Origin of the sequence: Companilactobacillus jidongensis, assembly GCF_003946575.1 — a bacterium.
In the GTDB taxonomy this organism is placed as follows: domain Bacteria; phylum Bacillota; class Bacilli; order Lactobacillales; family Lactobacillaceae; genus Companilactobacillus; species Companilactobacillus jidongensis.
In genome coordinates, this window is record NZ_RHOP01000012.1 from 1 (window position 1) to 24263 (window position 24263).

At 35.8% G+C, this 24263-nt stretch carries 40 protein-coding genes and 26 tRNA genes; 60 read left to right on the top strand and 6 right to left on the bottom strand.

The window, feature by feature from the left end; all coding sequences use genetic code 11:
• The first annotated feature begins 90 nt into the window (after positions 1-90).
• The 26 genes from EKM68_RS08280 (at position 91) to EKM68_RS08405 (ending at position 2567) form a co-directional block, all read left to right on the top strand.
• Positions 91-163, top strand: a tRNA-Val gene (locus EKM68_RS08280).
• A 5-nt stretch (positions 164-168) separates the two neighbouring features.
• Positions 169-241, top strand: a tRNA-Lys gene (locus EKM68_RS08285).
• A 25-nt stretch (positions 242-266) separates the two neighbouring features.
• Positions 267-349 (top strand) — tRNA-Leu (locus tag EKM68_RS08290).
• A gap of 66 nt (positions 350-415) precedes the next feature.
• Positions 416-488, top strand: a tRNA-Thr gene (locus tag EKM68_RS08295).
• Positions 489-493: 5 nt separating this feature from the next.
• Positions 494-565 (top strand) — tRNA-Gly (locus EKM68_RS08300).
• 14 nt (positions 566-579) lie between these two features.
• Positions 580-665: transfer RNA gene (locus tag EKM68_RS08305), tRNA-Leu, on the top strand.
• A 13-nt stretch (positions 666-678) separates the two neighbouring features.
• Positions 679-752, top strand: a tRNA-Arg gene (locus EKM68_RS08310).
• Between the two features lie 11 nt (positions 753-763).
• Positions 764-837, top strand: a tRNA-Pro gene (locus tag EKM68_RS08315).
• A gap of 33 nt (positions 838-870) precedes the next feature.
• Positions 871-944 (top strand) — tRNA-Met (locus EKM68_RS08320).
• 8 nt (positions 945-952) lie between these two features.
• Positions 953-1026 (top strand) — tRNA-Ile (locus EKM68_RS08325).
• 35 nt (positions 1027-1061) lie between these two features.
• Positions 1062-1135 (top strand) — tRNA-Met (locus tag EKM68_RS08330).
• A 16-nt stretch (positions 1136-1151) separates the two neighbouring features.
• Positions 1152-1225: transfer RNA gene (locus EKM68_RS08335), tRNA-Asp, on the top strand.
• A gap of 47 nt (positions 1226-1272) precedes the next feature.
• Positions 1273-1343, top strand: a tRNA-Gly gene (locus EKM68_RS08340).
• 14 nt (positions 1344-1357) lie between these two features.
• A tRNA-Ile gene (locus tag EKM68_RS08345) sits at positions 1358-1432 on the top strand.
• An 8-nt stretch (positions 1433-1440) separates the two neighbouring features.
• Positions 1441-1528 (top strand) — tRNA-Ser (locus EKM68_RS08350).
• A gap of 8 nt (positions 1529-1536) precedes the next feature.
• Positions 1537-1608 (top strand) — tRNA-Glu (locus tag EKM68_RS08355).
• A 50-nt stretch (positions 1609-1658) separates the two neighbouring features.
• A tRNA-Ser gene (locus EKM68_RS08360) sits at positions 1659-1748 on the top strand.
• Between the two features lie 33 nt (positions 1749-1781).
• Positions 1782-1855: transfer RNA gene (locus tag EKM68_RS08365), tRNA-Met, on the top strand.
• A gap of 24 nt (positions 1856-1879) precedes the next feature.
• Positions 1880-1953 (top strand) — tRNA-Asp (locus tag EKM68_RS08370).
• 5 nt (positions 1954-1958) lie between these two features.
• A tRNA-Phe gene (locus tag EKM68_RS08375) sits at positions 1959-2031 on the top strand.
• A 5-nt stretch (positions 2032-2036) separates the two neighbouring features.
• Positions 2037-2119: transfer RNA gene (locus EKM68_RS08380), tRNA-Tyr, on the top strand.
• Between the two features lie 6 nt (positions 2120-2125).
• A tRNA-Trp gene (locus tag EKM68_RS08385) sits at positions 2126-2196 on the top strand.
• A 19-nt stretch (positions 2197-2215) separates the two neighbouring features.
• Positions 2216-2288: transfer RNA gene (locus EKM68_RS08390), tRNA-His, on the top strand.
• 6 nt (positions 2289-2294) lie between these two features.
• A tRNA-Gln gene (locus EKM68_RS08395) sits at positions 2295-2366 on the top strand.
• A gap of 18 nt (positions 2367-2384) precedes the next feature.
• A tRNA-Cys gene (locus EKM68_RS08400) sits at positions 2385-2455 on the top strand.
• A 28-nt stretch (positions 2456-2483) separates the two neighbouring features.
• Positions 2484-2567, top strand: a tRNA-Leu gene (locus tag EKM68_RS08405).
• Between the two features lie 241 nt (positions 2568-2808).
• On the opposite strand, the gene EKM68_RS08410 is transcribed toward EKM68_RS08405, so the two are convergent.
• Positions 2809-3948, bottom strand: a complete 1140-nt coding sequence (locus EKM68_RS08410) for a site-specific integrase (protein WP_125589711.1) — start codon at positions 3946-3948, stop codon at positions 2809-2811.
• A 140-nt stretch (positions 3949-4088) separates the two neighbouring features.
• Entirely contained in the window at positions 4089-4877 is a 789-nt protein-coding gene (locus EKM68_RS08415; protein WP_125589714.1) for a hypothetical protein, read from the bottom strand.
• Here EKM68_RS08415 and EKM68_RS08420 point away from each other — a divergent pair.
• A complete protein-coding gene (locus EKM68_RS08420) occupies positions 4864-5100 on the top strand; it encodes a hypothetical protein (RefSeq protein WP_025024692.1) in 237 nt (78 codons plus the stop codon). The two genes, EKM68_RS08415 and EKM68_RS08420, sit on opposite strands and share 14 nt — an antisense overlap.
• 58 nt (positions 5101-5158) lie before the next feature.
• Here the strand turns inward: EKM68_RS08420 and EKM68_RS08425 are convergent, their stop codons facing one another.
• The 3 genes from EKM68_RS08425 to EKM68_RS08435 all read right to left on the bottom strand — a co-directional run bounded on the left by EKM68_RS08425 (position 5159) and on the right by EKM68_RS08435 (position 6856).
• On the bottom strand, positions 5159-5866 hold the full coding sequence (locus tag EKM68_RS08425) for a zinc-ribbon domain-containing protein (protein ID WP_125589717.1): 708 nt from the start codon (positions 5864-5866) through the stop codon (positions 5159-5161).
• A 62-nt stretch (positions 5867-5928) separates the two neighbouring features.
• Positions 5929-6117, bottom strand: a complete 189-nt coding sequence (locus EKM68_RS08430; protein WP_125589719.1) for a hypothetical protein — start codon at positions 6115-6117, stop codon at positions 5929-5931.
• 22 nt (positions 6118-6139) lie between these two features.
• Entirely contained in the window at positions 6140-6856 is a 717-nt protein-coding gene (locus tag EKM68_RS08435; protein ID WP_125589722.1) for a S24 family peptidase, read from the bottom strand.
• 156 nt (positions 6857-7012) lie between these two features.
• Here EKM68_RS08435 and EKM68_RS08440 point away from each other — a divergent pair, with 156 nt between their 5' ends.
• Both EKM68_RS08440 and EKM68_RS08445 read left to right on the top strand, forming a co-directional pair.
• Complete coding sequence (locus tag EKM68_RS08440; protein WP_125589725.1) at positions 7013-7237, top strand: DUF739 family protein; 225 nt, start codon at positions 7013-7015, stop codon at positions 7235-7237.
• A gap of 18 nt (positions 7238-7255) precedes the next feature.
• The gene (locus EKM68_RS08445; RefSeq protein ID WP_125589725.1) at positions 7256-7480 is read left to right on the top strand and encodes a DUF739 family protein; all 225 of its coding nucleotides are present in this window, start codon (positions 7256-7258) and stop codon (positions 7478-7480) included.
• Positions 7481-7651: 171 nt separating this feature from the next.
• Here the strand turns inward: EKM68_RS08445 and EKM68_RS08450 are convergent, their stop codons facing one another.
• The gene (locus EKM68_RS08450; protein ID WP_125589728.1) at positions 7652-8029 is read right to left on the bottom strand and encodes a hypothetical protein; all 378 of its coding nucleotides are present in this window, start codon (positions 8027-8029) and stop codon (positions 7652-7654) included.
• A gap of 71 nt (positions 8030-8100) precedes the next feature.
• Between EKM68_RS08450 and EKM68_RS08455 the strand changes: the two genes are divergently transcribed.
• From EKM68_RS08455 to EKM68_RS08590, 31 genes are all read left to right on the top strand, one after another.
• The gene (locus EKM68_RS08455) at positions 8101-8295 is read left to right on the top strand and encodes a hypothetical protein (RefSeq protein WP_125589730.1); all 195 of its coding nucleotides are present in this window, start codon (positions 8101-8103) and stop codon (positions 8293-8295) included.
• Positions 8273-9028 (top strand): phage antirepressor, encoded by a 756-nt coding sequence (locus EKM68_RS08460; protein WP_125589733.1) that lies wholly within the window; start codon positions 8273-8275, stop codon positions 9026-9028. The genes EKM68_RS08455 and EKM68_RS08460 overlap by 23 nt, the downstream gene beginning before the upstream one ends.
• 2 nt (positions 9029-9030) lie before the next feature.
• Entirely contained in the window at positions 9031-9174 is a 144-nt protein-coding gene (locus tag EKM68_RS13560) for a hypothetical protein (protein ID WP_164509397.1), read from the top strand.
• A gap of 9 nt (positions 9175-9183) precedes the next feature.
• Positions 9184-9507 carry a hypothetical protein gene (locus EKM68_RS08465; protein ID WP_125589735.1) on the top strand — a complete coding sequence of 108 codons (324 nt, stop codon included), beginning with the start codon at positions 9184-9186 and terminating at the stop codon, positions 9505-9507.
• 14 nt (positions 9508-9521) lie between these two features.
• Positions 9522-9758, top strand: coding sequence for a hypothetical protein (locus EKM68_RS08470; protein ID WP_125589737.1), 237 nt, complete (start codon positions 9522-9524; stop codon positions 9756-9758).
• An 87-nt stretch (positions 9759-9845) separates the two neighbouring features.
• Complete coding sequence (locus EKM68_RS13565; RefSeq protein WP_164509398.1) at positions 9846-10004, top strand: hypothetical protein; 159 nt, start codon at positions 9846-9848, stop codon at positions 10002-10004.
• 110 nt (positions 10005-10114) lie between these two features.
• Positions 10115-10972, top strand: a complete 858-nt coding sequence (locus EKM68_RS08475; RefSeq protein ID WP_164509399.1) for a conserved phage C-terminal domain-containing protein — start codon at positions 10115-10117, stop codon at positions 10970-10972.
• Complete coding sequence (ssb, locus tag EKM68_RS08480; RefSeq protein WP_125589741.1) at positions 10969-11487, top strand: single-stranded DNA-binding protein; 519 nt, start codon at positions 10969-10971, stop codon at positions 11485-11487. Before EKM68_RS08475 ends, ssb begins: the two co-directional genes overlap by 4 nt.
• An 18-nt stretch (positions 11488-11505) precedes the next feature.
• Positions 11506-11952, top strand: coding sequence for a tyrosine-type recombinase/integrase (locus tag EKM68_RS08485; RefSeq protein ID WP_125589743.1), 447 nt, complete (start codon positions 11506-11508; stop codon positions 11950-11952).
• Positions 11945-12412 (top strand): hypothetical protein, encoded by a 468-nt coding sequence (locus EKM68_RS08490; RefSeq protein ID WP_125589745.1) that lies wholly within the window; start codon positions 11945-11947, stop codon positions 12410-12412. The genes EKM68_RS08485 and EKM68_RS08490 overlap by 8 nt, the downstream gene beginning before the upstream one ends.
• A gap of 42 nt (positions 12413-12454) precedes the next feature.
• Entirely contained in the window at positions 12455-12667 is a 213-nt protein-coding gene (locus EKM68_RS08495; RefSeq protein ID WP_125589747.1) for a hypothetical protein, read from the top strand.
• Entirely contained in the window at positions 12664-13143 is a 480-nt protein-coding gene (locus tag EKM68_RS08500; protein ID WP_125589749.1) for a class I SAM-dependent methyltransferase, read from the top strand. The genes EKM68_RS08495 and EKM68_RS08500 overlap by 4 nt, the downstream gene beginning before the upstream one ends.
• Positions 13136-13288 (top strand): hypothetical protein, encoded by a 153-nt coding sequence (locus EKM68_RS13570; RefSeq protein WP_164509400.1) that lies wholly within the window; start codon positions 13136-13138, stop codon positions 13286-13288. Before EKM68_RS08500 ends, EKM68_RS13570 begins: the two co-directional genes overlap by 8 nt.
• 9 nt (positions 13289-13297) lie before the next feature.
• Entirely contained in the window at positions 13298-13558 is a 261-nt protein-coding gene (locus EKM68_RS08505; protein WP_125589750.1) for a hypothetical protein, read from the top strand.
• Positions 13559-13573: 15 nt separating this feature from the next.
• Positions 13574-13795 (top strand): hypothetical protein, encoded by a 222-nt coding sequence (locus EKM68_RS08510; protein ID WP_125589752.1) that lies wholly within the window; start codon positions 13574-13576, stop codon positions 13793-13795.
• Between the two features lie 129 nt (positions 13796-13924).
• Positions 13925-14077 (top strand): hypothetical protein, encoded by a 153-nt coding sequence (locus tag EKM68_RS13575; RefSeq protein WP_164509401.1) that lies wholly within the window; start codon positions 13925-13927, stop codon positions 14075-14077.
• Between the two features lie 216 nt (positions 14078-14293).
• Positions 14294-14806 (top strand): hypothetical protein, encoded by a 513-nt coding sequence (locus EKM68_RS08515; RefSeq protein ID WP_125589754.1) that lies wholly within the window; start codon positions 14294-14296, stop codon positions 14804-14806.
• Positions 14807-15307: 501 nt separating this feature from the next.
• Positions 15308-15562: a hypothetical protein gene (locus EKM68_RS08525; protein ID WP_125589756.1), complete on the top strand. Its 255-nt coding sequence runs from the start codon at positions 15308-15310 to the stop codon at positions 15560-15562.
• Positions 15563-16072: an HNH endonuclease gene (locus tag EKM68_RS08530; RefSeq protein ID WP_125589758.1), complete on the top strand. Its 510-nt coding sequence runs from the start codon at positions 15563-15565 to the stop codon at positions 16070-16072.
• Between the two features lie 96 nt (positions 16073-16168).
• Positions 16169-16651 (top strand): phage terminase small subunit P27 family, encoded by a 483-nt coding sequence (locus EKM68_RS08535; protein WP_125589760.1) that lies wholly within the window; start codon positions 16169-16171, stop codon positions 16649-16651.
• Complete coding sequence (locus tag EKM68_RS08540; RefSeq protein WP_125589762.1) at positions 16651-18519, top strand: terminase large subunit; 1869 nt, start codon at positions 16651-16653, stop codon at positions 18517-18519. The genes EKM68_RS08535 and EKM68_RS08540 overlap by 1 nt, the downstream gene beginning before the upstream one ends.
• 8 nt (positions 18520-18527) lie before the next feature.
• Positions 18528-18719: a hypothetical protein gene (locus tag EKM68_RS08545; RefSeq protein ID WP_025024716.1), complete on the top strand. Its 192-nt coding sequence runs from the start codon at positions 18528-18530 to the stop codon at positions 18717-18719.
• Positions 18720-18748: 29 nt separating this feature from the next.
• Entirely contained in the window at positions 18749-19945 is a 1197-nt protein-coding gene (locus tag EKM68_RS08550; RefSeq protein WP_125589764.1) for a phage portal protein, read from the top strand.
• Positions 19914-20513, top strand: coding sequence for an HK97 family phage prohead protease (locus tag EKM68_RS08555; RefSeq protein WP_125589766.1), 600 nt, complete (start codon positions 19914-19916; stop codon positions 20511-20513). Before EKM68_RS08550 ends, EKM68_RS08555 begins: the two co-directional genes overlap by 32 nt.
• Positions 20506-21720 carry a phage major capsid protein gene (locus EKM68_RS08560; RefSeq protein ID WP_225422986.1) on the top strand — a complete coding sequence of 405 codons (1215 nt, stop codon included), beginning with the start codon at positions 20506-20508 and terminating at the stop codon, positions 21718-21720. Before EKM68_RS08555 ends, EKM68_RS08560 begins: the two co-directional genes overlap by 8 nt.
• A 2-nt stretch (positions 21721-21722) precedes the next feature.
• Complete coding sequence (locus EKM68_RS08565; protein ID WP_025024720.1) at positions 21723-22061, top strand: head-tail connector protein; 339 nt, start codon at positions 21723-21725, stop codon at positions 22059-22061.
• The gene (locus EKM68_RS08570) at positions 22051-22404 is read left to right on the top strand and encodes a head-tail adaptor protein (protein WP_125589770.1); all 354 of its coding nucleotides are present in this window, start codon (positions 22051-22053) and stop codon (positions 22402-22404) included. The genes EKM68_RS08565 and EKM68_RS08570 overlap by 11 nt, the downstream gene beginning before the upstream one ends.
• Positions 22391-22825, top strand: coding sequence for an HK97 gp10 family phage protein (locus tag EKM68_RS08575; RefSeq protein ID WP_125589772.1), 435 nt, complete (start codon positions 22391-22393; stop codon positions 22823-22825). The genes EKM68_RS08570 and EKM68_RS08575 overlap by 14 nt, the downstream gene beginning before the upstream one ends.
• 1 nt (position 22826) lies before the next feature.
• Entirely contained in the window at positions 22827-23195 is a 369-nt protein-coding gene (locus tag EKM68_RS08580; protein ID WP_034543135.1) for a DUF806 family protein, read from the top strand.
• A complete protein-coding gene (locus tag EKM68_RS08585; protein ID WP_125589774.1) occupies positions 23195-23836 on the top strand; it encodes a phage tail protein in 642 nt (213 codons plus the stop codon). The genes EKM68_RS08580 and EKM68_RS08585 overlap by 1 nt, the downstream gene beginning before the upstream one ends.
• Before the next feature lie 12 nt (positions 23837-23848).
• Positions 23849-24262, top strand: a complete 414-nt coding sequence (locus EKM68_RS08590) for a hypothetical protein (protein ID WP_125589776.1) — start codon at positions 23849-23851, stop codon at positions 24260-24262.
• Position 24263: the final 1 nt, after the last annotated feature.

The window sequence follows — 24263 nt, forward strand, 5'->3', positions numbered from 1 at the left end:
CGAACACAGAAGTTAAGCTTCTTCACGCCGAAAGTAGTTGGTGGGAAACTACCCGCGAGGATAGGAAGCTGCCACGCTGTTCATCATTATGGAGGATTAGCTCAGCTGGGAGAGCATCTGCCTTACAAGCAGGAGGTCACAGGTTCGATCCCTGTATCCTCCATCCATGAGTCGTTAGCTCAGCTGGTAGAGCATCTGACTTTTAATCAGAGGGTCGACGGTTCGAACCCGTCACGACTCATTTGCAACAAAGATACACACACCATGCGGGTGTGGCGGAATTGGCAGACGCGCTAGATTTAGGTTCTAGTGTCCTATGGACATGAAGGTTCAAGTCCTTTCACCCGTATACCAATATTGTTGTTGCAATATTGAGAAGTTTCAATTAAAATCGAATAAGCATAATTCATTTTATGCCGACTTAGCTCAGTTGGCAGAGCATCTGTCTTGTAAACAGGGGGTCGGAGGTTCGAATCCTCTAGTCGGCATTAATGCGGAAGTAGTTCAGTGGTAGAACATCACCTTGCCATGGTGGGGGTCGCGGGTTCGAATCCCGTCTTCCGCTTTCATTATAGTAACGCCGGGGTGGCGGAACTGGCAGACGCACAGGACTTAAAATCCTGCGGTAAGTGATTACCGTACCGGTTCGATTCCGGTCCTCGGCACTATAATGAATATGCACCCATAGCGCAATTGGATAGAGTGTCTGACTACGAATCAGAAGGTTGTAGGTTCGACTCCTACTGGGTGCATTGCTTTATTTCGGGAAGTGGCTCAGCTTGGTAGAGCACCTGGTTTGGGACCAGGGGGTCGCAGGTTCGAATCCTGTCTTCCCGATAGCAGCATAATGTTGCAAGTTTCGTTTTTTTTGGCGGTGTAGCTCAGCTGGCTAGAGCGTCCGGTTCATACCCGGGAGGTCGGGGGTTCGATCCCCTTCGCCGCTATTTATTCCGGACCTTTAGCTCAGTTGGTCAGAGCAGGCGGCTCATAACCGCTCGGTCGTAGGTTCGAGTCCTACAGGGTCCATCGCATGGAATAAAGCCTATTTTTTATATTATTATCGCGGGATGGAGCAGTCTGGTAGCTCGTCGGGCTCATAACCCGAAGGTCGTAGGTTCAAACCCTGCTCCCGCAATTGTATTAAATTGCATGGTTCCTTGGTCTAGTTGGTTAGGACGCCTGCCTGTCACGCAGGAGATCGCGGGTTCGATTCCCGCAGGGACCGTTAATATGATATCGCCTTATCATATTAATCTTTAAGAGGCTTTAAATGCGGGTGTAGTTTAGTGGTAAAACCACAGCCTTCCAAGCTGTTGTCGCGAGTTCGATTCTCGTCACCCGCTTTGCCGCTTGTTATGGGCCTATAGCTCAGCTGGTTTAGAGCGCACGCCTGATAAGCGTGAGGTCGATGGTTCAAGTCCATTTAGGCCCACTATGTCTGGAGAAGTACTCAAGTGGCTGAAGAGGCGCCCCTGCTAAGGGTGTAGGTCGTTTACGCGGCGCGAGGGTTCAAATCCCTCCTTCTCCGTTTTTTATGACCCGTTGGTCAAGTGGTTAAGACACCGCCCTTTCACGGCGGTAACATGGGTTCAAATCCCGTACGGGTCATTGATGCTTATGCATCGTTACAGTTTCATAAGTTTTACTTTTTAAGCAATGGAGGATTACCCAAGTCCGGCTTAAGGGAACGGTCTTGAAAACCGTCAGGTCGTGAAAACGGCGCGTGGGTTCGAATCCCACATCCTCCTTAACTAGAAGATTCATAGTTTTATTTTTATTATCGCGGGATGGAGCAGTCTGGTAGCTCGTCGGGCTCATAACCCGAAGGTCGTAGGTTCAAACCCTGCTCCCGCAATTAGCTTCGTTATAATTACTTTTTGGTTCCTTGGTCTAGTTGGTTAGGACGCCTGCCTGTCACGCAGGAGATCGCGGGTTCGATTCCCGCAGGGACCGTTAATGGCTCGGTAGCTCAGTTGGTAGAGCAATGGATTGAAGCTCCATGTGTCGGCGGTTCGATTCCGTCCCGCGCCATTTTTGGAGGGGTAGCGAAGTCTGGCTAAACGCGGCGGACTGTAAATCCGCTCCTTCGGGTTCGGTGGTTCGAATCCACTCCCCTCCATAGTTTAGGGATATAGTTTAAAGGTAGAACTACGGTCTCCAAAACCGTCAGTGTGGGTTCAATTCCTACTATCCCTGTTTCTACCTTTTTATCATGGCGGTATTGGTGAAGTGGTTAACACATCGGTTTGTGGTACCGACACACGTGGGTTCGATTCCCACATACCGCCCTTCAATGGGTTATAGCCAAGCGGTAAGGCAATGGACTTTGACTCCATCATGCGCTGGTTCGAATCCAGCTAACCCAATTGTTACAATATCAATATGGCGGTATAGCCAAGTGGTAAGGCAGAGGTCTGCAAAACCTTCATCACCGGTTCAAATCCGGTTACCGCCTTTGGGTTATGCCTAAGTATTAATAACATGCCGGTGTGGCGGAATTGGCAGACGCGCAGGATTCAAAATCCTGTTCCCACTAGGGAGTATCGGTTCGACCCCGATCACCGGTATAATGAGGTTTATCTAACCTCAACTTCACAAAGTCGATATAGTCAGTAATATTGTTAAATCAACGTTACTGGCTTTTTTATTGTCCTTCGACCTTTAACCAACCTCACAAAGTGTTGGCACATTTTAGCACATTTTCGATGTTTGGCACATCGCTGGCACACTTTTGGTTTACCCCGTGTGAGAACAGAATTTTTTGTGGTTAATCTTTAGATTCTATTTTTACTATATTTAAATAAAATCTTATAGATCATTTAACGCCTTAATTGCCTTGGAATCTTCCTTCTCACGGTAGTTATTTAGTAAGTGGACATATACCCGTGACGTTATACCAACGTTAGAATGTCCTAGACGTTGAGAAACGTATTCTAAGGTCAATCCTCGTCCAATGAGTATAGAAGCATGTGTATGTCTTAAACCATGGAATCCAATCAAATTCTTAGCTTTGATCTTGTCTGATAGTAGGTAACTACGTAGCTTTTTATTAGCTGCAGTATCGGACGGGACGTAGTGTTGATAATTCATGAACACCAGATTCAGTTTATTCTTGAATCCTTGTTTGAGAAATAATGCTTTTTGTTCTATCTTTAACTTATGTAACTGTGTTGCTAACTCTGGTGATATGGTTATAGATCGAACCGAGCTTTCCGTCTTAGTGGGTAGGAAGCCGGTTCTTTTTTTGTAATCATATGTTTTGTTGATGTCGATGATATTTTTATCTAGATCCACGCAATCCCAGGTCATACCGACTATTTCGGCATAGCGAGCACCAGTTCCAAGGGCGAAGAGTATCTCATATGCTGATACGTTAAATATAGATGCATTGGCAAGTGCCATAGCTTTTAGATGTTGAGTCTCATCATACTGCAGGTATTTGAGCTCCTTAGATTTTCCTTTCTTCTTAGAAGTTATGACAACATTCCTAGTGAAGTTAGAATTTATTAGTTTCTGATCAATGGCATCATTTAAACATGAGTTAATGTATCCATTTAATCTATAAATACTATCTTTCACGTGGGTTAGGGAATAGGTATCAATCATTCGTTGATAGTCCATCCTGGTCATATCTTTTAATAACTTATTTCCAAAGAAAGTTTTGATAAACAAATGAGCATTCTTATACTTGTTATCAGTAGATTCACTATATCTATCGATTTTATAAGTATTCATCCACTCCTTAAAGAATCCTTCGAAAGTAATGTGTTCGGCTTTTTGTAAGTTTGAGTTTCCTTTACGGATCTCTAATCTTGCTGCAGCATTAATTGCATCTACTTTACGTTTGAAGTCTGTTCTTTGAATAGACTGCTTTTTCTTATGCTCATCGTAGTAAAAGATACGGAAACCATATAGTCTAGTTGCTTTATTTTGAAATATTTGAGCCATTTAATATACCTCCTTGATAGTTTTTAGTTGCTACAAACATGTAAATCACCTCCTTTCAGTGAAATAGGGTAAAAATAAATAAGCCTACGAATTTTGAGACTTATTGTAGTATTTAATTTAATACATCTTTTAAATATAAATTACTTCTGTGTAGCGGTAAATTGAAAACCTATGCGATTTAGTTTTCTTTGCCATAGAAATTCAAAGTCAGGATTATACTCTATTGGTAATTTATACCACCTGATTAATGATGTTATTGTTTCATGAACTATTTGTCTCATTATGGCATTCTCAATATGTTCAGGACTTTTTGGCGATTCGTCAGGTGTACCAAACAAAAATAGCGATGCTTCTTTACTCATTTTATCGTATTGCCAACCAATTTTTCCCCTTTGTAACTTTGAATAAACATTATCAATTTTAGGATCAAAATGAGCGCCGCCATCTTGATTGGCCATTATTCTAATTACTTCTTTTCGAGTTATTTGAGTATTTGCAATTGTTATGACATTGCCATTTAGCCAATTATCAAAAGGAATCATTCTTTTGGGATGTTCCTTAGTTGGATGAAAGAGAAAGGTATAGAGGTACTTTTTTTTACTTCTAATTCTAAAGGAAGCTGTAAAGATATTTCCGTAATATACATCATTATCATTTTTATTATTGGAATAGGAATCCATTTTGATGTATTCTTTATCACCAATTTGTTTTAATAAGCTATGTGAAAATTTTGTATCATAGTATAATGATCTTAAAATTACTGATGACCTTTTAATCTTTTTTAATTCCCCATGATCATATCTGTCAGCATCATCGATTAAATCTTCAATATATTCAGTAAGTTGGTCTTTAGCTTCGCTTGGTAATCTATCAATACGTGTTTTGTTTTTATTCTTTTTATTAGAGGTGATAACTATGACTCCTTCCAACGACATATTTCCAATAAGTAATAGTAATGATGTATTTGATATTGCAGATACAGAGGGGATGTATTCGCAATATGATGATAAACCCAATATAACCAAAGAATTATTAGTTCATTTATTGCAAGGGGATCCAGTTGTTGATTTATCTGATGGTGAGTATATTCATTGGCTTCAATTGGACAGTGGTGCATTAAAATATTTAAGAAGTAATAATATTATCTCTTAATAGTAAATTAATCTTTGCTCTGTACATTAGTACAGGGCTTTTTTATTTGTGCAAACCATCAAAGTGCAGTTAAGAATCCAAACATAAATGAAATTCCAAATATAGCAGCAGATGCAATCCAGATAGCCATACCAGCACCCTTATGAGATGGAAATGCATTTTGAATAACTATACCCAAGATAAATGAAACGAACTGTAGCCAGCTAAATGCAGGAATTATAGATACTGCAAATACTACCCAGCCGACTGCTACCAGAGCTATCCAAGCAGATGAATTAGGATTGATTTTCTCCTGATCATCTATGGAGTTATCGTTATTTGTTACTGAAGATGAGTTATTGGAAGATGGATGATTTTGCTCAGCACCACAGTAGGGGCAAAATACAACGTTCTTATCTATCTTTTTACCACATTTGTAGCAGAATACTTTTTCACTTGATTCGTTATTATTGGAATCAGTTTCGACTGGTTCAGGTTTAATACTCTTCTTAAGAATGGTACTAATATTATTCATATCATCGTTTAAGGATTGATCACTGAATGGTACGGACACACTTTGATTATCTGTCGATATTATTTTTAGATACCCGTCTGTTTCGTCAGCATCCTTATAACTAACTGATTTTATTTTGTCTAAAGAAATATCTTGTCTTTTTTCAGGACCGTATTCAATAACTGAATCCATTCCGAATCTTTCAATTATTGCATAGCCATCAGTTAGTGTGATTGATGAATCATATGGCTTTTTAATTTCAACTTTTACCATGTTATTCCCCTTATAACAGTGTATTCAGCTTTTTATGTCATCGGTATCTGGACAATAGAAATTTAATTGTGTACATGGAACTTTCGATCTAGTACTTGTGTGAATGCTATTAGATTGTATCCATATTGGATAGCATCTTCACCCCAGTATTCACGTCCATTGAATCCTTTGATATGTCTCTTTGCAAAACATTCAGCAGAGGCTTCTAATAGAACACGCCGAAGATCAACTGTTCTTTTTTCTTTAGTCATAATAAGACCTCATTTGCATTTGTTAAATTTCAACCGTATAAACGACAACCTTACCAACAATTCGGACGTTGCCAAAATCTTCGTAGCGATAATTAATTGGTCTAAATGAAGAATCATAGGAGTCAGGACTGAAAGTCACTATCCGACTGTTGTCATCGAAGTAGAATCGTTTAACAGACATATCACCACCATCTTGAAAGACGACAATATCGCCATCTCTAAGGTCATCGATTGTATGAAACTTCTTAATTGCTATTAGTGATTTATCAGGCAAAATTCGATTCATAGATTCACCATTAACGTGAGAGACGATTATATCTTGATCACCAGCGTATTTACCCATGATTACATCTGAAAGAGTAATTTGTTGAACGTCATCTTTTGTAAATGGATCAACTTCCATCAGCATCCCTGCAGAAATACCTGTATCAAAGTAATTATATGAATATGAACTTATTGAATCCGGATTGGTAGATAGCTTTTCTTTATGATCGCTACGTTTTCTTGATACATCAAATCCCATGAGCCATGCTTCACTGACATTTAGCGTTTTGGATAGTAAATATATTCTATCTTGATCAGGCGACTGCACACCATTAACATATTGAGACAAAGCACTCTTACCCATTTTTATGTTTAATTTGTGTTGATAGGGTAGTGACTTATTTAATATATCTACTTGTTTTAAATTACGTTCACTCATCAATTGCCTGAGCCTATTAGATGTATTATCTTTCATAATTTAACCACCTTTATAGTGTATATAATAAATCATCATGAACTTTTGTTCAATAAAAAGTTCATGAAATATGAATGTTTTCGTTGACAATATTTAATGAAGATATTATTATTGAGATACAAAGTTCACGGTTCATGAACATAAAGAGGTGATTTTATGAAATATGATTATTCAAGTCTTTCCGGGAAAATTGTTGAGAAGTATGGAACACAATACAATTTTTCAAGGGCAATGGGATTGTCGGAGAGAACAATCTCATTAAAGCTTAATGATCAAGTATCTTGGAAAGATACCGAAATTGTAAAAGCAGTAAACTTACTAAATCTAAATGTATCTGAAATACCAAAGTATTTTTTTAAGCAAAAGGTTCACGAATCATGAACATAAAGAGGTGATTTTATGAAATATGATTATTCAAGTCTTTCCGGGAAAATTGTTGAGAAGTATGGAACACAATACAATTTTTCAAGGGCAATGGGATTGTCGGAGAGAACAATCTCATTAAAGCTTAATGATCAAGTATCTTGGAAAGATACCGAAATTGTAAAAGCAGTAAACTTACTAAATCTAAATGTATCTGAAATACCAAAGTATTTTTTTAAGCAAAAGGTTCACGAATCATGAACGTAAGACGATATTTTATAAGGGATGTGAGATGAATGGAGAAGTTTTTTGATGAATTTAAAAATCCACAACAAAAAAGCTACCTCGGCAAAGGTAGCAAGTTAGTTACATATAGAACTGATCAATACGAATTAAAACAATTGTCGATGAAGCGACATGGAGAAATTCAAATTACTTCTGTCGGTTTATATAGTTGTTCTGTGTAGAGAAAGCACGCATTGCCATTAATGCATTTTCATAAGCTTGTGATTTTGTGAATTGTTCCATTTCAAAAGCTTTTATTGGTATTGAAAGACTATTAATGGATGCAGTAATCGCATTAGAAACGTTTGTTGGTAAATATACATTTTGCATAGCTTTGCTTGCTGCAGTAATTTCGTTTAAGTACTTGGTTGGAAAGTAAAAAGAAGAAGCAATAGCTTTTGCTGAATTGGAAAGAGAATTGAGCGCATCAATATTGTAGTACGTACTAGGCAGATTTAAATGTCTAGTTAATTTATCAATATTCTGATATGGATTTTTGAACTGATCTGATATGGAAGCACACATTGTTTTCACCTCGATTATTTTGAATTAATTAAATTATAACAAGAATTTTTATGTGAAAGGCGTTAGAAAATATGACAGCAAAAAAAATAAAAATACAAGTAGATTTTGAAGATATTGATATTTTGATTAAAAAGCTATCTCAGGCAAATGAATTAGCTTATGAACTGATTTCAAAAGTTAATTCAATCTCAAATTTAAAGAAAGAATCTCATATATCAGTTTTTAAAAAAGGAGGGATAGTTAATGAATCAGGTAGCGGTTTTTAACTTTAAAGGTGTCGGAATCAGAACATTACAAATTAATGATGAACCATGTTTTGTTGGAAATGATGTTGCAAGTATTCTGGGATATTCTCAAACGGCAAAAGCGGTAAGAGATCACGTTGATAAAGATGACAAAGGGGTGTCCGTTTTGGACACCCCTGGTGGAAAGCAAAGTACAACTGTCATCAATGAATCGGGTTTGTACAGTTTGATTCTATCTAGTAAGTTACCGACTGCAAAAGAATTTAAGCATTGGATTACCTCAAAAGTTTTACCTTCGATTCGTAAGAATGGATCATATCTAACTGATCAAAAAGCTTATGACATAACTCACAATCCTGATTCACTTGCTGAATTGTTACTGCAGGCTGGTAATCAGCTAAAAGAGAAAGATATTCAAATATCAGAGATGAAACCAAAAGTACTTTTTGCCAATGCAGTTGAGACTAGCGATACAAGTATTCTGGTTGGTGAGTTAGCAAAGTTACTCAATCAGAATGGCGTAGATATCGGTTCTAAGAGGTTGTTCGCATGGTTGCGTAATCATGGTTACTTGATTGCTGGAAATCATTCAGATAGAAATCTACCTACTCAACGATCAATGGATTTGAAGATATTTGAGATTAAAGAACGTACTTACAACAATCCTGATGGTTCAGTTCGAGTTACTAGAACTCCTAAGGTTACTGGTAAGGGACAGACATACTTTGTTAATAAATTTTTGAAGGAGGCATAACTATGCATTGGAATTATTCAACATTAAGCACCATTAACTGGTCTGTATTGATGATTGGATCAGGAATGTTAGTTACTTATTTATTAATGAAATATAAATCAATAAGAGGAATCATTAAGAATATTACTGATTTCAATATCAAGTGAGGTGTAAATATGCAAGAAATTCAAGACAAGCCTTTTATGGCGGAGGTTCATCTACCTGATGACTTAATCAGATCAATCGTATTGAATGAAGTTCGTGATGCTAAGGTTCAGCCCTTGTATCTGTCATTCAAAGAAGTGGCAAAAATTAGTGGTCTGCATGAAAAAAGATTGCATGCTACTTTGAGATATTTTGAGGAATTATTAGATGCTAGAAAAGGCGGACCGGTATTCTATCCAGTCAATGGTCAAGGGTACAAGATTGATTATCAAACCTTTTGTAAATTCTGCAGGAAGCACACTGAGGCAATTTGGAATTTAGAAATACCGAAATAAAAGGAGAAATTAATATGCATGATCTTATTCAATTACGTGAGACGGTACCAGCTGCTAAGCATGACAAGGAACTAAGACTGTTGTCTGACAGAATACTAAGGGAAATTAGTTATGGCAGCACAAGTTTTAAGAAGAGATTGTCATTCAAGTTGAACGATGAAGAGTTGGCATCATTGGATGCCGCAAATGTTGGTGTATCACTGACAGATGAAGAATCAGAGTCATTTGTTTACTACTTCTTTATAAGTTAGGTGATGTCATGTTCGGAAGATTAGTTATATATGCGATAGGCATTATAGTGCTATATACGTTTTACAAAGATTTAGGGAGGTGATCAATTGAGTGATCCAGAATTAACCAAGCTGATTGATTTAGCAATTGAATTTGAGCACAAAAAAATCCTGGCTAGGATATTTCCTACCAGGAATCACATTCATAACTTTATTGAATCAGCTAATAGACTAAGTGAATTTAAAAAGTCACTGTCATGCAACTGACAATGACCAAATCAAGGCTGAGGACGTGTATACCTCAAACACTAGAACACGTGTTTATTATACTACGTTCTCAGCCATCTATACAACAATTGAAAGCTATGGTGATTGAGATGACTGAAGAATTAAAAAGAGACTTTAAGGGTATATGGATTCCTAGGGAACTTTGGGAAGATGAGAATATGACCAAGATGGAGATGCTGCTATTCGTTGAACTAGACAGCTTATCAAGTTATGAAAAGGGATGTTTTGCTAGTAACAAGTATCTTTCTAAATTCTTACACGTTAGTTCATCACGTATTTCCCAGTTAATATCTAGTTTGGCTGAAAAGAAATATATAAAGGTCAAATTGATATATGCAAAGGACAATCCTAAGCAGGTGATCAAAAGAGAAATTTACCCTATTAATTATCTAAACAGGGTAGTTAATAAATTAAGCGACCCTACTGAGAATACTAAAAACCCCTACTTAGAAAATTGCGAGGATAGTGTACCAGGTTTAGTGAACCATGTTAGTAATAAAGATATTGTCGAGCAAGCTCAACCAGATATCCCTTATCAACAAATAATTGATTATCTCAACGAGAAGACTTCAAAACAATTTAAGAACTCTAAGTCTAATCAAAAATATATCAAATTGAGAATCGATGATGGATTTGATGTTGATGATTTCAAGTCGGTGATTGATAACATGATTGTCGTTTGGCTTAATGATCCGAAGATGAATAAGTATTTGAGACCTAGAACTTTGTTTGCTGATAAGTTTGAGGATTACTTAAATAGCAGGCCTGTGCCTAAATCTAGTCATAGTAATAAGCATAGACATGTTGAACAAGGAACTGATTGGAATAAATACAATTCTGAAGAGGACAACCTGACTGATGCTGAAAAGGAAGCAGAAACATTGAGATTGCAGGAAAGGCTTCGAAGAATGAGAAAAGAAAGAGGAAGTAAGGCGGTTAAACAATGATTAATAGAGCTGTATTGGTTGGCAGATTAACAAGGAATGCTGAATTACGTTATACGTCGTCTGGTCAAGCTGTCACAAGTTTTACGCTTGCTGTTAATAGACAATTTACGAATGCTAAGGGTGAACGTGAAGCTGATTTTATCAACTGTGTAATCTGGCGTAAAGCTGCAGAGAATTTTGCTAATTTCACTAGTAAAGGATCACTTGTTGGTATTGATGGACGTATTCAGACACGTAGTTATGAAAATCAGCAAGGGCAAAGAGTTTATGTGACTGAGGTCGTATCAGAGAAGTTCTCTTTGCTTGAATCAAAAGCTGAAAAGGCTACACGTGAATCTAATTCTAATCAACAAAATTCAAATAATGCACCTGCAGCAAGCAATTCTAAGTCTGATGACGTTTCAGAGCCATATGACTATGATTACGAGCATAAGAATGGAATTAGCAATGGCAATGATCCATTTGCTGATACAAGCAAACCAATTGATATATCGGATGATGATTTGCCATTTTAAATTTAGGGGGAAATAAAAATGATTGACACATTAAGTTTATATGATTTAAACGATATTAAAAATTACGCTGAAGCATATGGTTCTTATACAAATGTTTCAGGACTAGAAGTCTTATTGGGTATTGATACCGGAATGAGATTTACTGAATTAGACAATTTAACTTGGGAGGATGTTGATCTAATAAATTGTAGTGTTCGTATTATTAATAAGATTGGCATTAAGAGAATTCCCTTTAACGAAAGCATAGGATTGAAACTTCAAGATTTGAAAAGTAAGCAGCGTGTTAACTATTCAAAACATGGATATGTACCTGAAACTAATTATGTATTCATAAATAGTAAATTGCAAAAGCCAACATTGATTAGTGTTGAAAGCTTTATTTCTAAATCTTTAGATAATGATGATCTCGTATCTTTTAAGAAACTCAGAGATTCGGTATTACTAAAGGAGGATAGTAATGATTGATAGGCCTGATATAACAGAGAAATTAAGTAAGCTAGTTGAGAAGCGATTAAATTCACAAAATTCTTATTGGGCATCAGAAGTTAATTTTGATAAGAATACCGAGAACGAGCGTCGTGTTGATTTTGTGGGTTTTAAACCATATTCATTTAACGGTGTATTGGAGACAACCTGTGTTGAGCTTGGTACTTTTACATGTTACGAAATTAAATCTTGTATGGGTGATTTTAAATCCGGTCATGGACTGTCATTTTATGGCGATGAAAACTATTTGGTTACAACTCAAGAATTTGCTGATGAGTTACGAAATAAGATGATGTTACCTAAAAGAGTTAACGCAATCCTCTGTCCTGACAAAGGATGGTCAAAGCTATACATGAAGTTTGATTTAAGAAATCCAGAAATTCATAGATCAAGATCAGCAAGTGAAATGTTATGGGATATCGCTCAGTTACATAAGTGATTTTTATGTTTCGACCAGTTAAAAAAATGGAGTGAGAAAAATATGGGAAACGTGAAAATACATTGGTATAAATTTTACTTTTTAAATGAAATATCCCCTGTGGTAATAGCTCTGAGTAATGATATGGAAGAGATTGTTAGGCTACTTCAAAGTGATATGGTTCTCTGGGTTCGTGGGAGTGACCAGTATCCATCTGCTGCAATATGCATGAAGTACGTGGTATATGCGGTTGAAGTTGACGGTGATGAAAAATGAATAGTGAATCGCTAATTTTAGATGCTTGCTGTGGATCAAGAATGTTCTGGTACGACAAAAATAATAAAGACACTTTGTTTATTGATAATCGAAAATTAGAAACAACTTTAAGCGATGGACGTAGATTAATTGTTAATCCAAATAAGTTAGCGGATTTCAGGCATTTACCGTTTGAAAATAAATCCTTTTACATGGTTGTTTTTGATCCGCCGCATCTATTACATGCAGGAGCAAATTCGTGGTTAGCACAGAAGTACGGTGTACTTGATGAAGATACATGGAAGCAAGATTTGAAGTCAGGTTTTGATGAATGTATGAGGGTTCTCAAGACCCATGGAACTTTAATTTTTAAATGGAATACAGAGCAGATATCAATGGCTAAGATTTGGAAAGTATTTGGTCGAGAACCATTGTTTGGAGATAGAAGATCTAAGACAAGATGGTCTGTATTCATGAAGGAGGAAAATAATGACTAAAAATAAAAAATTAATTAATTTTGATTTAACTGAAATTGGTGATGGTGGTGCTTGGAAGAACGAGGCTATGAACTCAGTAGCAACATACCTAGAGGATAACTTTGCCGAAGAAGTTGAATCAAAACACGTCGTTGTTATTTCGTAGGTTATTGTTATGAAGAAATTTGAACTGATAGGAACATATCAAGCCACTAGCAATTGGCCTAAGCGAAGGAACCATATATTTCAAGTTAGTCGTGCCGTTAGAGATTCCATGGCTATCAGCAGACGAAGCATTTACCTAGTTGGATCTAATTCAGTTCAGCTGCTTGATAAAACCACAGAAAACAAAAATGACATGTACGAATACAAGTCATCAGAAGAATTTCATATGATGTTGGAATTAGGGATGTTGATTGAATTGAAAAGTTATTAATCATGAGGTGAAATAGTGAATAAGTTTAGAGTGCAATTACCAGGGAAATTTGTAAATTTGAGATTTGGACAAGATTATTATGCATTAGATAAAAAAAATAAGGAATTGTGTGTCGTTGGAATTGAAGCACCTGATCGAATTGCTAAAAGATATAATTTCGAATTTGATGAGGAACTTGCTAAAGAATATGGAATTGATGAGTTACCTAGAGTTTATGAGGTTGATCAAGATGTTTAATAAAAAGCATATTTGTTATATGTGTGGTGAGAAGGCAGACTTCAGAATGAGTAATGGTAAGGATATTTGTAATAAGTGTTATATGTTCTATATGAGTATTGGATATTTTGATTCTGAGAGGGGAAAATAGTGGGATTAAATAACTGGAAAGACTATAAATCAAAGAAAAAGCGAATTATAAAGAAGAATCGTATAAAAAGTACTTTGTGGATTGGTAATGCTAGAGGTCCTTCTAAAAAGCAAATGATGGAAGAAATGGCAAAGAGAGATAATTTTAGATGAAATATATTTCTGAAATATCTAATATCGTGATTATTGTTTTACTATTGTCAACTCTTATTGCTGACATTAAATTGTATTTCAAAATGAAAAAGTCCATTGCATTGGATAAGATGTATCTAGACTGCTATGAAGAATATGTAGAGGTTAATTCTAAAATATTACACGAATTATCTAAGTAAGAAGTATTGCAAAAGGGATATTTGGGAGGACAGTATTTTGGACGAAGAAATAATCAAAAGAATCGTAAAGAAAACATTGGATGAGGAAAGTCGAAAGAACAAGAAGTCATCTAATGAGTTGAGGGACTGGAAATTACATAATACTAAACTGCTGCTTGAAAACTACCACATTTTGAACAGCCACGTGCATGATATTAATTCAACGGTGGATAACTATCTTAGTAGTATATTTGATCCTGATGATCTTAGATTGAAGTCAGTCATCAAGTACAAGTTAAAGACTAGAGAAATGATGCATTACATCAATGCTCAGTTGATTGCTTATGAAATCTACTGTGATAAAGATGGGGATGCTGCTAAAAGAAGGTTCGAAGTTTTGAAAATGTACTATATTGACCCTTTTTCAAAACACAAACCAACCATTACAGATATTGCTAATATTCAGCATTCGTCTGAAAGAACCGTTAAACGGGATCTTGAGACATCCAGAGAGGAGTTCTCAACGTTTTTATTTGGTATTGCAGGTATTGGATCACTAAGTTCAAAATGACCCTTTCTTGTCCTTTTTGTGCAGTTAGCTAGGTGTTAATATAGTAGTGTAAAATAAAAGTTTGTTTCAAGGGATGTCAATTTATGGCATCCCTTTTGTTATATCGTGAGAGCCGGGAGTTAGTTGATCAATGTGGTGTTAGTCATTGTAATTCCTCCTCTAAATTATATTTGCTGCTAATTGTTTACTTCTTTCAGGTTCGACTCCTGATTCTCACATTGGCACGTTTGATAAATATCCAGAATATGCAGCGGATGTTTAGAACAAAAAGCGATTGTAGTTGTCGGATCTTATAACCGAATCGGAGCATATTTCTTAAACATCATGGGCCATGCAATCATTCACCGAGCTTGCGTTCATAGGTGATATATGGATAGTTGGTAGAGTCAGGCTTATCACACTTGTTTAGCAAGTAATCACGCAATGTGATTCACAGGTTCGAATCCTGTACTATCCTTTTGAGTCCACGTCTGTGGGCTTTTTATTTTGGGAGGAATGGATATGAAACAAGTTCTTAATATTAAGATGGTTAGTGACAGTGAGTTCAAAGTAGATGTTGGCAGTGATGTCAAAGAGAGAGAGTTAGAGTTTGGTATCACTGATGTTATGTACCACCTAGTTATTAAGTATATGGAGTACAAAGATATGAAGATGACTGATAGTAACTTTGATAAGGCAGCCAATGAATATTGTTCAGCGTTGAATAATCAGTTACATATTATGCATGATATTAAGGCTGATAAAGGTAGTGATTAAATGTTCGTAAGAAGGTGCAAGCACGGCGGTTGCCATAACCTAGTGTCAGGTACTGAACTGTTCTGTAATGAGCATGCTGATGAACTACCAGCGTATCAAGAGCGTATGAATAAGATGCATCAACATATCGCAAGTCATACCAAAGATTACAACTCTAATGTTAGATATAAATCTAAGGAGAGGAGCAAACGTGAATCGTTCTATCATTCTGGTCAGTGGAAGAAGTTACGCCTGTTTGTATTAGAACGTGATAATTACTTATGTCAATATTGTTTGAGGTTTGGTCTTGTTAGACCTGCTAAGATAGTTGATCACGTTGTACCTGCTCAAGCAGCGCCTGAACTGATGACTGATATCTCTAACTTGGTTACTTGCTGCAATACTTGTCACAGAGCTAAGACGGAGTGGGAACAACGTTTCTATCACACTGGTTATCAGGATGAAAAGCAAAGGATTAAGGCTGATATCTTGATCAAGAATCTGTCAGAACTACCTAACTTTTCTAAATAGGCCCCCGCCTATTCGTTCTAAGGAGACAGCTCGCATAGTGGTCATGAGATAAAAAGAAACCCCGAAAATTAAAACTTTTACAGAGGAGGTGAGAATATGAACGTCCGAAATGCAGGAAGAAAACGCAATTTGAAGTTAGTTGACCCTAATCATCCAGAGCAAAACCAACGAAAAGAAAAATTAAAGGCAGCACGAAAAGACATCAAAGAAATATCCAACCGACCACCTCGTTATATGATGGATGATGCCAAAGCTTTGTGGAAAAAGTTGGTACCACAATTGAACAAGGTTGGATTAGTTACGACATTGGACCAAACTAATCTTGAATTATTTTGTACACAATATGCTGAATACAAAGAAGCCAATGAGCAGTTGAAAGAGTATGGAAGTGTATATGAAGATTCAAATGGTAATCTCAAAAAGAATCCGGCTGTTAATATTATTGATATTTGTTCTAAGAATATGCGTACATTGGGTATCACGCTGGGAATTGATTTCAATTCTCATTCTCAACTATTGGATAATGAAGATGACTCTGACTTTGACTTAGAGAAAGCTATGAAGGAGTTTGGTGGATAATGGATCTGACAAAAATTAAGAATAGTGAACGTGAAAAAAAGTTACTCGAGGAATATTCCAAGGGTAACTTTTCTGTTATTCGTGATAAATATAATGATGATGGTACTCAATACTGTTTTGATGTATTAGATAAAAAAATTGTGACAGGATATTTATTGAAGTTAGCATGTTACCGGCACATCAGCGATTTAAGAAGAGTGGAAGAAAAAGTTGATAACTTTCCGTTTATATATGATGTAAAAAAGTGTGAACAAGTTTTAAACTTTGCTGCAATATGTCCCAATGTTGATACAGGTAAGCCTGTGGATTTAATGGGCTGGCAGAAGTTCATATTATCGCAGATGTTTGGATGGCGTGGAATTAATGGTAATAAGAGATACAGTTCAGTGATTGTTTCTGTTGCACGTGCACAAGGTAAAACTTATCTTTGTGCAATTATTGCCTGTTATTCTTATTTGATTGAATCTATGGGTAAAAATAATCAGGATCTGATGGTTACTAGTAATATTACTGAGCAAGCTAAAAAAATCTTTGGATACATTTCAACAATGATGAATCAACTTACAAAAGATAATCGTTTATTTGAAGAGTTTGCAAAAAAGACTGATATGGATGTTCAATATAATCGTGTTATTCAACGTAATACTAATAATAGATTACTTCAGTTGTCTGCTGAATCAGGTAAGTTTGATAGTTATCATTTTCTGTTTGCTGTGTATGATGAAGCTGGTGAAACTAATCATAGTGTTGTTAATACCAAAATCACCTCAGGACAAATTAATACAGAGAATTCTCAATTTGTTCAAATTTCAACTGCTTATCCTGATTCAACGGTTCCATTCAAGCAGGAGGAGGACGTTATTATCAGAGCTATGGAACAAGATGAAAAACGTGCTGGTGATCATCAGCTTTGCCTAATTTGGTCACAAGATAAAGAAGATGAAATTGATAAACCTGAAACATGGGTCAAAAGTAATCCTTTACTAGATTTGCCAGATAAAAAAGAGCAACTGATTTCAGGATTACAACGTGAATTAGATGTTAAAAGGGTAAATGGAGAAGAGTTTAGTTTTGCTAATAAGAACTTGAATATTTGGTTAGATCACAAGACTAATTCATATATTGATGGTGATGATTGGGATGCGACTACTGTTTCAGAATTTGATATTAGTAATAGAGATGTATATATAGGTTTTGATGCCAGTCTGACATCTGATAACACGGCGTTGTTCTTTATATTTCCATATGAAGATGGTGATCAAGCAATGTATCATCTTGTACAGCACTCATTTGTTCCTTGGAAATTACTAGGCTCAATAGAAGCCAAAGAAAAGTCTGATGGTATTCAATATCGAAAGATGGCAGATTTGGGATATTGTACGATTACAAATAATGAGCGTGGATTAATAAACTTGGATCAAGTTTATACGTGGTTGCTTACATATATAGATGAGAAGAATCTTAATCCAGTATTCTTTGGATATGATGCTTTGCGTACTAATAATTTCACCCAAACCCTTAATGATAAAACTGATTGGAATATCATGCCTGTTAAGCAGACATCATATGTTTTGACTGAATCAATTAAATTTGTTCAAAATGGTTTTTATCACAGACAGGTTACTCATTTAGATGACGAAATTATGAAAAAAGCTTTGATGAATGCTGAAGTTTCGGATAACAAGGCAGGTATGGAAGTTGGTAAAAGTAGACAGTCATTAAAAATTGATGTTGTTGATGCACTGATTGATGCAATGTATCAAGCTATGTATCATTTCAACGATATGAGAGATAGAAAAGATCCATTATCTAGTTATTCTGATGATGATATTCTCAATTATTTAAATTCAGATGATTTTAGTTTTTAGGAGGTAACATGATTAAAAATACAGTTGAATATTTCACCAAGTTAAAGCACTTGTTACTAATTAATTTAGATACAGTGCTTTTTTTAATTGCTCTGATTCTATTAGATGTGAACAGTTATCATTTTGGATCATTAGTTGGTAATTATGTCGTTGTAGCAACGCTGCTATTAGTTGTATTTGTTATGAATAAACCTAAATAAATTTAGCTTTTTAGAAAAGAGGTGAGTATATGATTTTTAGATCTTTACGACCGTCAAAAGAACCTTATCAAATGTTGAATGATGATTTTGGAATTGGTTATTCAATTAGTAATAATAAAATAGTCTTTGATTCTGATTATGTATCTGCAAGAGCAGCATTAAAGTATTCAGATATTTATGCAGTTGTTAATAAGCTTGCTGAAGACATGGCCAGCGTACATTTTGAAGTTAATAATACTTTTACGAATAAGGTTCTTACTAATCCTAGTTCGACATCTAATCAATTTTCGTTTTGGCGATCAATGTATGTTCAAATGCTTTTATCTGGTAATGCCTATGCACTGATATGGGGTGACAAGTCAGGTAGAAGTGATCACTTAGAGTATTTGAAACCTTCACAAGTTCAAATATTTAGGTCTGGTGATGGTAATCAAATAAGCTATGATGTTACTTTTCCGGAGACTGAAGAGGCAGATATTAAGAACGTCCCCAGTGCTCAAATGATTCACTTAAAGACAATGAGTATTGATGGTGGGTTGATAGGCGTATCACCATTACGTGCCTTAACCAAAGAATTGCAGCTTCAAGATGCAAATAAAGGATTAGCGCTCGGAGCAATGAAAAATGGTCTCAACATTACTGGATTATTGAAGATACAAAAAGGTGGACTTCTTGATGGCCATACCAAAGAAGGTACTAGAAAGGCTTTTGAGAAACAAGCTGAAAATGGACATGTTGTTGTTCTTGATGCCTTGGAAGAATACCAACCACTTGAAGTTAATAAAGATATTTCAAGATTGTTATCATCAACTGATTGGACCAGTAATCAAATTGCCAAAGTTTATGGAGTTCCGCAAGATTATCTTGGAAGTGAAAGTGAGCACAGCAATATTGAGATGATTTCAATCCAGTATGCTCAAACGATTGGTAGATATATACGTGGAGTTGTATCTGAACTGCAGAAAAAGCTCAATGGAAATATCACTTATGATATCAATGCAATAAGTGATATTGATGGCCAACATGTTGAAAATCGTGTTCGTGGATTAGTTAAGGATAGGGTCATTTCAGCAGAGTTAGCTCAAAATATTTTATTGAGAAGTAATTCTGATTTATTAACAGTTGATGATATTAAAAAAACTAAGAATCCGCTACCGCCTATTTCAGTACAAAAAATGAAAGGAGGTGATAAGAATGAGCAAGGTACAGGAACTGAGAGCGATTGAAAATGGCGAATTAAAAATCGAAAAGCGTTCAGATGAGAATTCTGCTGATAAATTATCAGGATATGCAATTGTCTTTGATCAACCTAGTGAAGACTTGGGTGGGTTCATAGAATATGTTGATAGAAGTGCTCTAGATGGGGTCGATTTAAGTGATGTAAAGCTACTATACAATCATAAATTCGACAATATTCTAGCGAGGGTCGATAGTAATACTTTATTGCTAACGATTGATGAGCATGGATTATTCTTTAGTGCAGATATCCCTAACACCACTATTGGCAATGATGTTGCTGAGAATGTTAGAAATGGCAATTTGAAGGGATGTAGTTTTGGCTTCACAATTTCCGGAGATGCCTGGGAGAACATGGATAACGATGTTGCAATCAGACACATTACTAAGGTTGAAAGTCTTTATGAATTGTCGATTACGCCTATGCCTGCATATAAGGAAACATCAGTATCTCAACGATCACTAGATGAATTTAATAAAGAAAAATACGAAAATAAAAACTCTAGTTCAATTGATGAACTGGAGCTTTTTAGACTGGAGAATGATTTGTATGACTAAAGAGGAATTATTAGCAAGAATTGATGAAGCGAAAACCTTTATTCGCAGTAACGAACCACAGGATAAAAAGGACGAAAAATTAAAGGAGATCCGAGCACTTGTTAAGGAATTTAAGATGTCTAAGGATCTTGATGACTTTTCCGGAGATCTAGAAGACGAGGAACGTGATGATGAGAAGAAGTTTCCTCAAAAACGTTCAAAGATTCATCAAGACGATGATCCTGAAAAAGAAATGCGTTCAGCAATTAATACTTATCTACATAGCAAGGGTACAAAACAATCTGATAAATTGAACTTTACTGAGGATAGAGATCTGATTATTCCGAACAAATTGACACGTGATGCTAATCCTGGGATTAGCAAAACTGATGTTAGTGAAACTGTTCCAGAACAAATTATTTATGTTCCTCAAGATGAAGTTAAAACAGTTGTAGATCTTGCAAAATTTGTTACACGTTCGGCTGTTAAAACTGGTTCTGGTAAATACCCAATGCGAAAGAGAGCATCTGCAAAACTTAATAAAGTTTCTGAATTAGAGGATAATCCAGAGCTAGCCAAGCCTAATTTCTTACCAATTAGTTGGAGTGTTGAAACAAGACGTGGTGCAGAAGCAATTTCACAAGAATCTATTGATGATGCAGCAGTCGATTTAATTCCACTATTGAGTGAAGATGCAAATGAACAAAAGGTTAATACTACTAACTTTGATACTGCAACAGTATTAAAAACATTTACAGGAATCACTGTTAAAACATTGGACGATATTAAGAAGGTTGATAATGTTGGATTAGATCAAGCTTATACACGTTCATTAGTTGTAACCGGGAGTTTTTATCAATGGTTAGATACTTTGAAAGATGGAAATGGAAGATATCTGTTACAAGATGATATTCAATCAGCTAGTGGTAAGTCATTGCTAGGGATGCCAGTATTCAAAATTGATGATGATTTATTTGGTGCTAAAGGTGAAGCACATGCCTGGATTGGTGATTTAAAACGTGCTGTATTCTATGCTGATCGTGCTCAAATTGTTGCACGTTGGGTTGAAGATCGTATTTATGGTCAATATTTACAAGTTGGTACTAGATATGACATTGTTAAGGCTGATAATAATGCTGGTTTTTTCTTAACTCTAGACGCCAAAGCAACCTCAAATGATAGTTCGACAGTTAATCCAACTACTGAAACTACAACAGATGGTAAGTAGAAATGACTGATGAATTATTGAGTAGCCTTAAGCTAAGTCTGCGAGTTGATGGTAGTGATGATGACGAGGTTTTAAATCGCAATTTGATTGCTGCAGAATCATATGTAAAAGGTGCAATTGGTGAAACGGGAAGTTTAATGAAGGATTTCTATGAATTACCTGAAACTCAAACGCTTTATGAAACAGCAGTTATTGCTATTGCTAGTTCGTATTACACATATCGTTCCGCAAGTATGACAGGACGTGTTAATAATGTTGATTTGGCTAGTAACTCAATAATTGCCCAATTGCGTGGAAAATATAATCGAATATATCAGGAGCGTATTGAAAATGGTTCGTAATATCAACCCTAGCAGATTGAATACAAGATTACATTTAGGCGTTGCGGCTCCAGTCAGAACTACTCAAGGAACTATGCAGCCAGATTTCAAAGAAACTGAAACTGTTTGGTGTGGAGTTTATACAATGACAGTAAATCAGCAAATATCAACTTTAGGTGCGTCAGATAATTTTGATTTAATTCTGATTATTAGACATCGTGAAAGTGGTCTAAATGGTGCTAAATACGCGCGTTTTAAGGACTCGTTGTATGAGATAACGGGTACTTCTCCAGAGTGGAGCAATACAGCACACTCGTTTGATTTGGTTACCATTAAGAAGGTGGACAGAATTGGAATTTATTGAGGGAATGGAGAAGTTGGATCAAGCATTATCTGATCTTTCTTTGACACCTAATCAAAAAAAGCAAATGACTAAAGCAGGTGCATTAGTTTATAAAGAGTCATTAAGAAACAACATGAATAACAGTTTGCATAAAGGAAAATATTCAAGAGAGACCAAGGTCAAACTCGAAGATGATATAGGAATCAGTTATAAGGCTGAAGATGGAGCTACTTATGTTGGATTCAAATCAACTACAGGCCATAGTGGCTATATTGCCAGAATTTTGAATGATGGATATGCAGCCCATGGTGGTAAAGGAGCAAAAGCTCACAAAACAAGAATTATTAGTGGACTTCATTTTCAGGAAAAATCCTTAGTTGAGTCCAAAAGTATGATTTTAGCCGCTGAAGCTAAAAAATATAGAGAACTAACGGGTGACTAATATGGTTGCAGATAAGATTTTAAATATTTTGTTGAGTAAGTCGGAAGAATTGAAAATTAATTCTTCCAATTTTTTTGCACAAAATATTCCACAGGATTTGATAAGCACTGATAAAACAATGATTTTGATTACTGAAATTCATAGCATATTTACAAACAGAGCTAGTGACGTGAGTACAGCTAAGGATAATATGATAGAAATTCAAATCTTTTATCGAGGCGATACAGAACCTGACAGAACTGAATCGATTATCAATCATGAATTAGAAAAGTATCATTTCTATCAAATTAACTCATACCCGGATGTCGATTCTGACACCGGGTATTTAACTAGAACAATGAAATATGAAAATACGGAGGTAATTTACTAATGGCATTATCAGGATTTCAATCAGCAAGAATCGGTATTTTTGATCCGAATACGGAGAATATTCAAAAAGATAATATATTCAATGTCGATCCTAAAGAGAAAGGTTCAGTTGTAAGTGCTACAATTTCAAACATTTCACCTACAATTACGCCCATTTATGGATCAGACCAGGAGTGGAAAGCAGGTGGAAAAGGTGTTGGAGCAATTTCAGTAGCTTTTATTGCTAATGCTATTCCACTAGCGGTAAGACAAAAAATATTAGGAATGGAAACATTTGATGGTGGTATTGCTGGGATTGGTAAGAAAACACAGTCCCCATACTGTATTTTTGAAATGATTTCTCATGATGCGGTGGATGAATCAATAACAGCACATTTAGCACTTGTTAAAGGAACGTTTCATTTAACATCAGTAGCTCCAAAAACAAATACAAATACAACTGTCTATGATCAAGATCAATTGACATTCACAGCTACTACACGTGATTCAGATGGTTTTGCTTACTTTGAAGCACTGGAGGATGAAAAAGACTTCGATACCAATAAGTGGGAAACAATGATTTATGGTATGCCATTAACAACAATTGATGGTGGAAGTTCATCAGCTTCTAATGTTAATCCAACAGATTCAACTGATAAATAGGAGGAATAGTTAATGTCGAAGGAATATTTCCAGATCAATGCATTTAATCGAAGATTCTCGATTAAAAAAAGTAATAAGAATATGAGATTATCTTACGAATATTACACAAAGATCAGTACCAAGAATAAAGCTTTGAAATCTAGCCTTGATCAGATTGATAAGTTAGAGAAACAAGACTTAGGCGAAAAGGAAGCCACACAAGCTATTATGGATGGATTTTCTTCAGTTTCCCAATCATCGATGGATTTTCAGAATGTTCCATATAACTTTATTAAAGAAATTTTGAAGTTGAATTCAAAACAGGTTTCTATGCTTGATGACATGACTGGTGATGCAACCGCCGTGTTAGCTGGTCAACTTGCTCACGGTGTTACTTCAGACGAGGAAGATATTGACCCAAAAAAGCCACGAAAGAGGAGCAAGTAGA

Bases quoted from the DNA above. Each gene is read 5' to 3' on its own strand.
- EKM68_RS08585 (WP_125589774.1), top strand. From the start codon at position 23,195: ATGGCATTATCAGGATTTCAATCAGCAAGAATCGGTATTTTTGATCCG.
- EKM68_RS08465 (WP_125589735.1), top strand. From the start codon at position 9,184: ATGCAAGAAATTCAAGACAAGCCTTTTATGGCGGAGGTTCATCTACCT.
- EKM68_RS08425 (WP_125589717.1), bottom strand. From the start codon at position 5,866: ATGGTAAAAGTTGAAATTAAAAAGCCATATGATTCATCAATCACACTA.
- EKM68_RS08485 (WP_125589743.1), top strand. From the start codon at position 11,506: ATGATTGACACATTAAGTTTATATGATTTAAACGATATTAAAAATTAC.
- EKM68_RS08440 (WP_125589725.1), top strand. From the start codon at position 7,013: ATGAAATATGATTATTCAAGTCTTTCCGGGAAAATTGTTGAGAAGTAT.
- EKM68_RS08505 (WP_125589750.1), top strand. From the start codon at position 13,298: ATGAAGAAATTTGAACTGATAGGAACATATCAAGCCACTAGCAATTGG.
- EKM68_RS08460 (WP_125589733.1), top strand. From the start codon at position 8,273: ATGAATCAGGTAGCGGTTTTTAACTTTAAAGGTGTCGGAATCAGAACA.
- EKM68_RS08580 (WP_034543135.1), top strand. From the start codon at position 22,827: ATGGTTGCAGATAAGATTTTAAATATTTTGTTGAGTAAGTCGGAAGAA.
- EKM68_RS08540 (WP_125589762.1), top strand. From the start codon at position 16,651: ATGGATCTGACAAAAATTAAGAATAGTGAACGTGAAAAAAAGTTACTC.
- EKM68_RS13570 (WP_164509400.1), top strand. From the start codon at position 13,136: ATGACTAAAAATAAAAAATTAATTAATTTTGATTTAACTGAAATTGGT.
- EKM68_RS08530 (WP_125589758.1), top strand. From the start codon at position 15,563: ATGTTCGTAAGAAGGTGCAAGCACGGCGGTTGCCATAACCTAGTGTCA.
- EKM68_RS08560 (WP_225422986.1), top strand. From the start codon at position 20,506: ATGACTAAAGAGGAATTATTAGCAAGAATTGATGAAGCGAAAACCTTT.
- EKM68_RS08495 (WP_125589747.1), top strand. From the start codon at position 12,455: ATGGGAAACGTGAAAATACATTGGTATAAATTTTACTTTTTAAATGAA.
- EKM68_RS08435 (WP_125589722.1), bottom strand. From the start codon at position 6,856: ATGAAAGATAATACATCTAATAGGCTCAGGCAATTGATGAGTGAACGT.
- EKM68_RS08555 (WP_125589766.1), top strand. From the start codon at position 19,914: ATGAGCAAGGTACAGGAACTGAGAGCGATTGAAAATGGCGAATTAAAA.
- EKM68_RS08550 (WP_125589764.1), top strand. From the start codon at position 18,749: ATGATTTTTAGATCTTTACGACCGTCAAAAGAACCTTATCAAATGTTG.
- EKM68_RS08410 (WP_125589711.1), bottom strand. From the start codon at position 3,948: ATGGCTCAAATATTTCAAAATAAAGCAACTAGACTATATGGTTTCCGT.
- EKM68_RS08590 (WP_125589776.1), top strand. From the start codon at position 23,849: ATGTCGAAGGAATATTTCCAGATCAATGCATTTAATCGAAGATTCTCG.
- EKM68_RS08475 (WP_164509399.1), top strand. From the start codon at position 10,115: ATGACTGAAGAATTAAAAAGAGACTTTAAGGGTATATGGATTCCTAGG.
- EKM68_RS08445 (WP_125589725.1), top strand. From the start codon at position 7,256: ATGAAATATGATTATTCAAGTCTTTCCGGGAAAATTGTTGAGAAGTAT.
- EKM68_RS08490 (WP_125589745.1), top strand. From the start codon at position 11,945: ATGATTGATAGGCCTGATATAACAGAGAAATTAAGTAAGCTAGTTGAG.
- EKM68_RS08570 (WP_125589770.1), top strand. From the start codon at position 22,051: ATGGTTCGTAATATCAACCCTAGCAGATTGAATACAAGATTACATTTA.
- EKM68_RS08535 (WP_125589760.1), top strand. From the start codon at position 16,169: ATGAACGTCCGAAATGCAGGAAGAAAACGCAATTTGAAGTTAGTTGAC.
- ssb (WP_125589741.1), top strand. From the start codon at position 10,969: ATGATTAATAGAGCTGTATTGGTTGGCAGATTAACAAGGAATGCTGAA.
- EKM68_RS08525 (WP_125589756.1), top strand. From the start codon at position 15,308: ATGAAACAAGTTCTTAATATTAAGATGGTTAGTGACAGTGAGTTCAAA.
- EKM68_RS08470 (WP_125589737.1), top strand. From the start codon at position 9,522: ATGCATGATCTTATTCAATTACGTGAGACGGTACCAGCTGCTAAGCAT.
- EKM68_RS08565 (WP_025024720.1), top strand. From the start codon at position 21,723: ATGACTGATGAATTATTGAGTAGCCTTAAGCTAAGTCTGCGAGTTGAT.
- EKM68_RS08500 (WP_125589749.1), top strand. From the start codon at position 12,664: ATGAATAGTGAATCGCTAATTTTAGATGCTTGCTGTGGATCAAGAATG.
- EKM68_RS08430 (WP_125589719.1), bottom strand. From the start codon at position 6,117: ATGACTAAAGAAAAAAGAACAGTTGATCTTCGGCGTGTTCTATTAGAA.
- EKM68_RS13560 (WP_164509397.1), top strand. From the start codon at position 9,031: ATGCATTGGAATTATTCAACATTAAGCACCATTAACTGGTCTGTATTG.
- EKM68_RS08545 (WP_025024716.1), top strand. From the start codon at position 18,528: ATGATTAAAAATACAGTTGAATATTTCACCAAGTTAAAGCACTTGTTA.
- EKM68_RS08455 (WP_125589730.1), top strand. From the start codon at position 8,101: ATGACAGCAAAAAAAATAAAAATACAAGTAGATTTTGAAGATATTGAT.
- EKM68_RS08420 (WP_025024692.1), top strand. From the start codon at position 4,864: ATGACTCCTTCCAACGACATATTTCCAATAAGTAATAGTAATGATGTA.
- EKM68_RS08450 (WP_125589728.1), bottom strand. From the start codon at position 8,029: ATGTGTGCTTCCATATCAGATCAGTTCAAAAATCCATATCAGAATATT.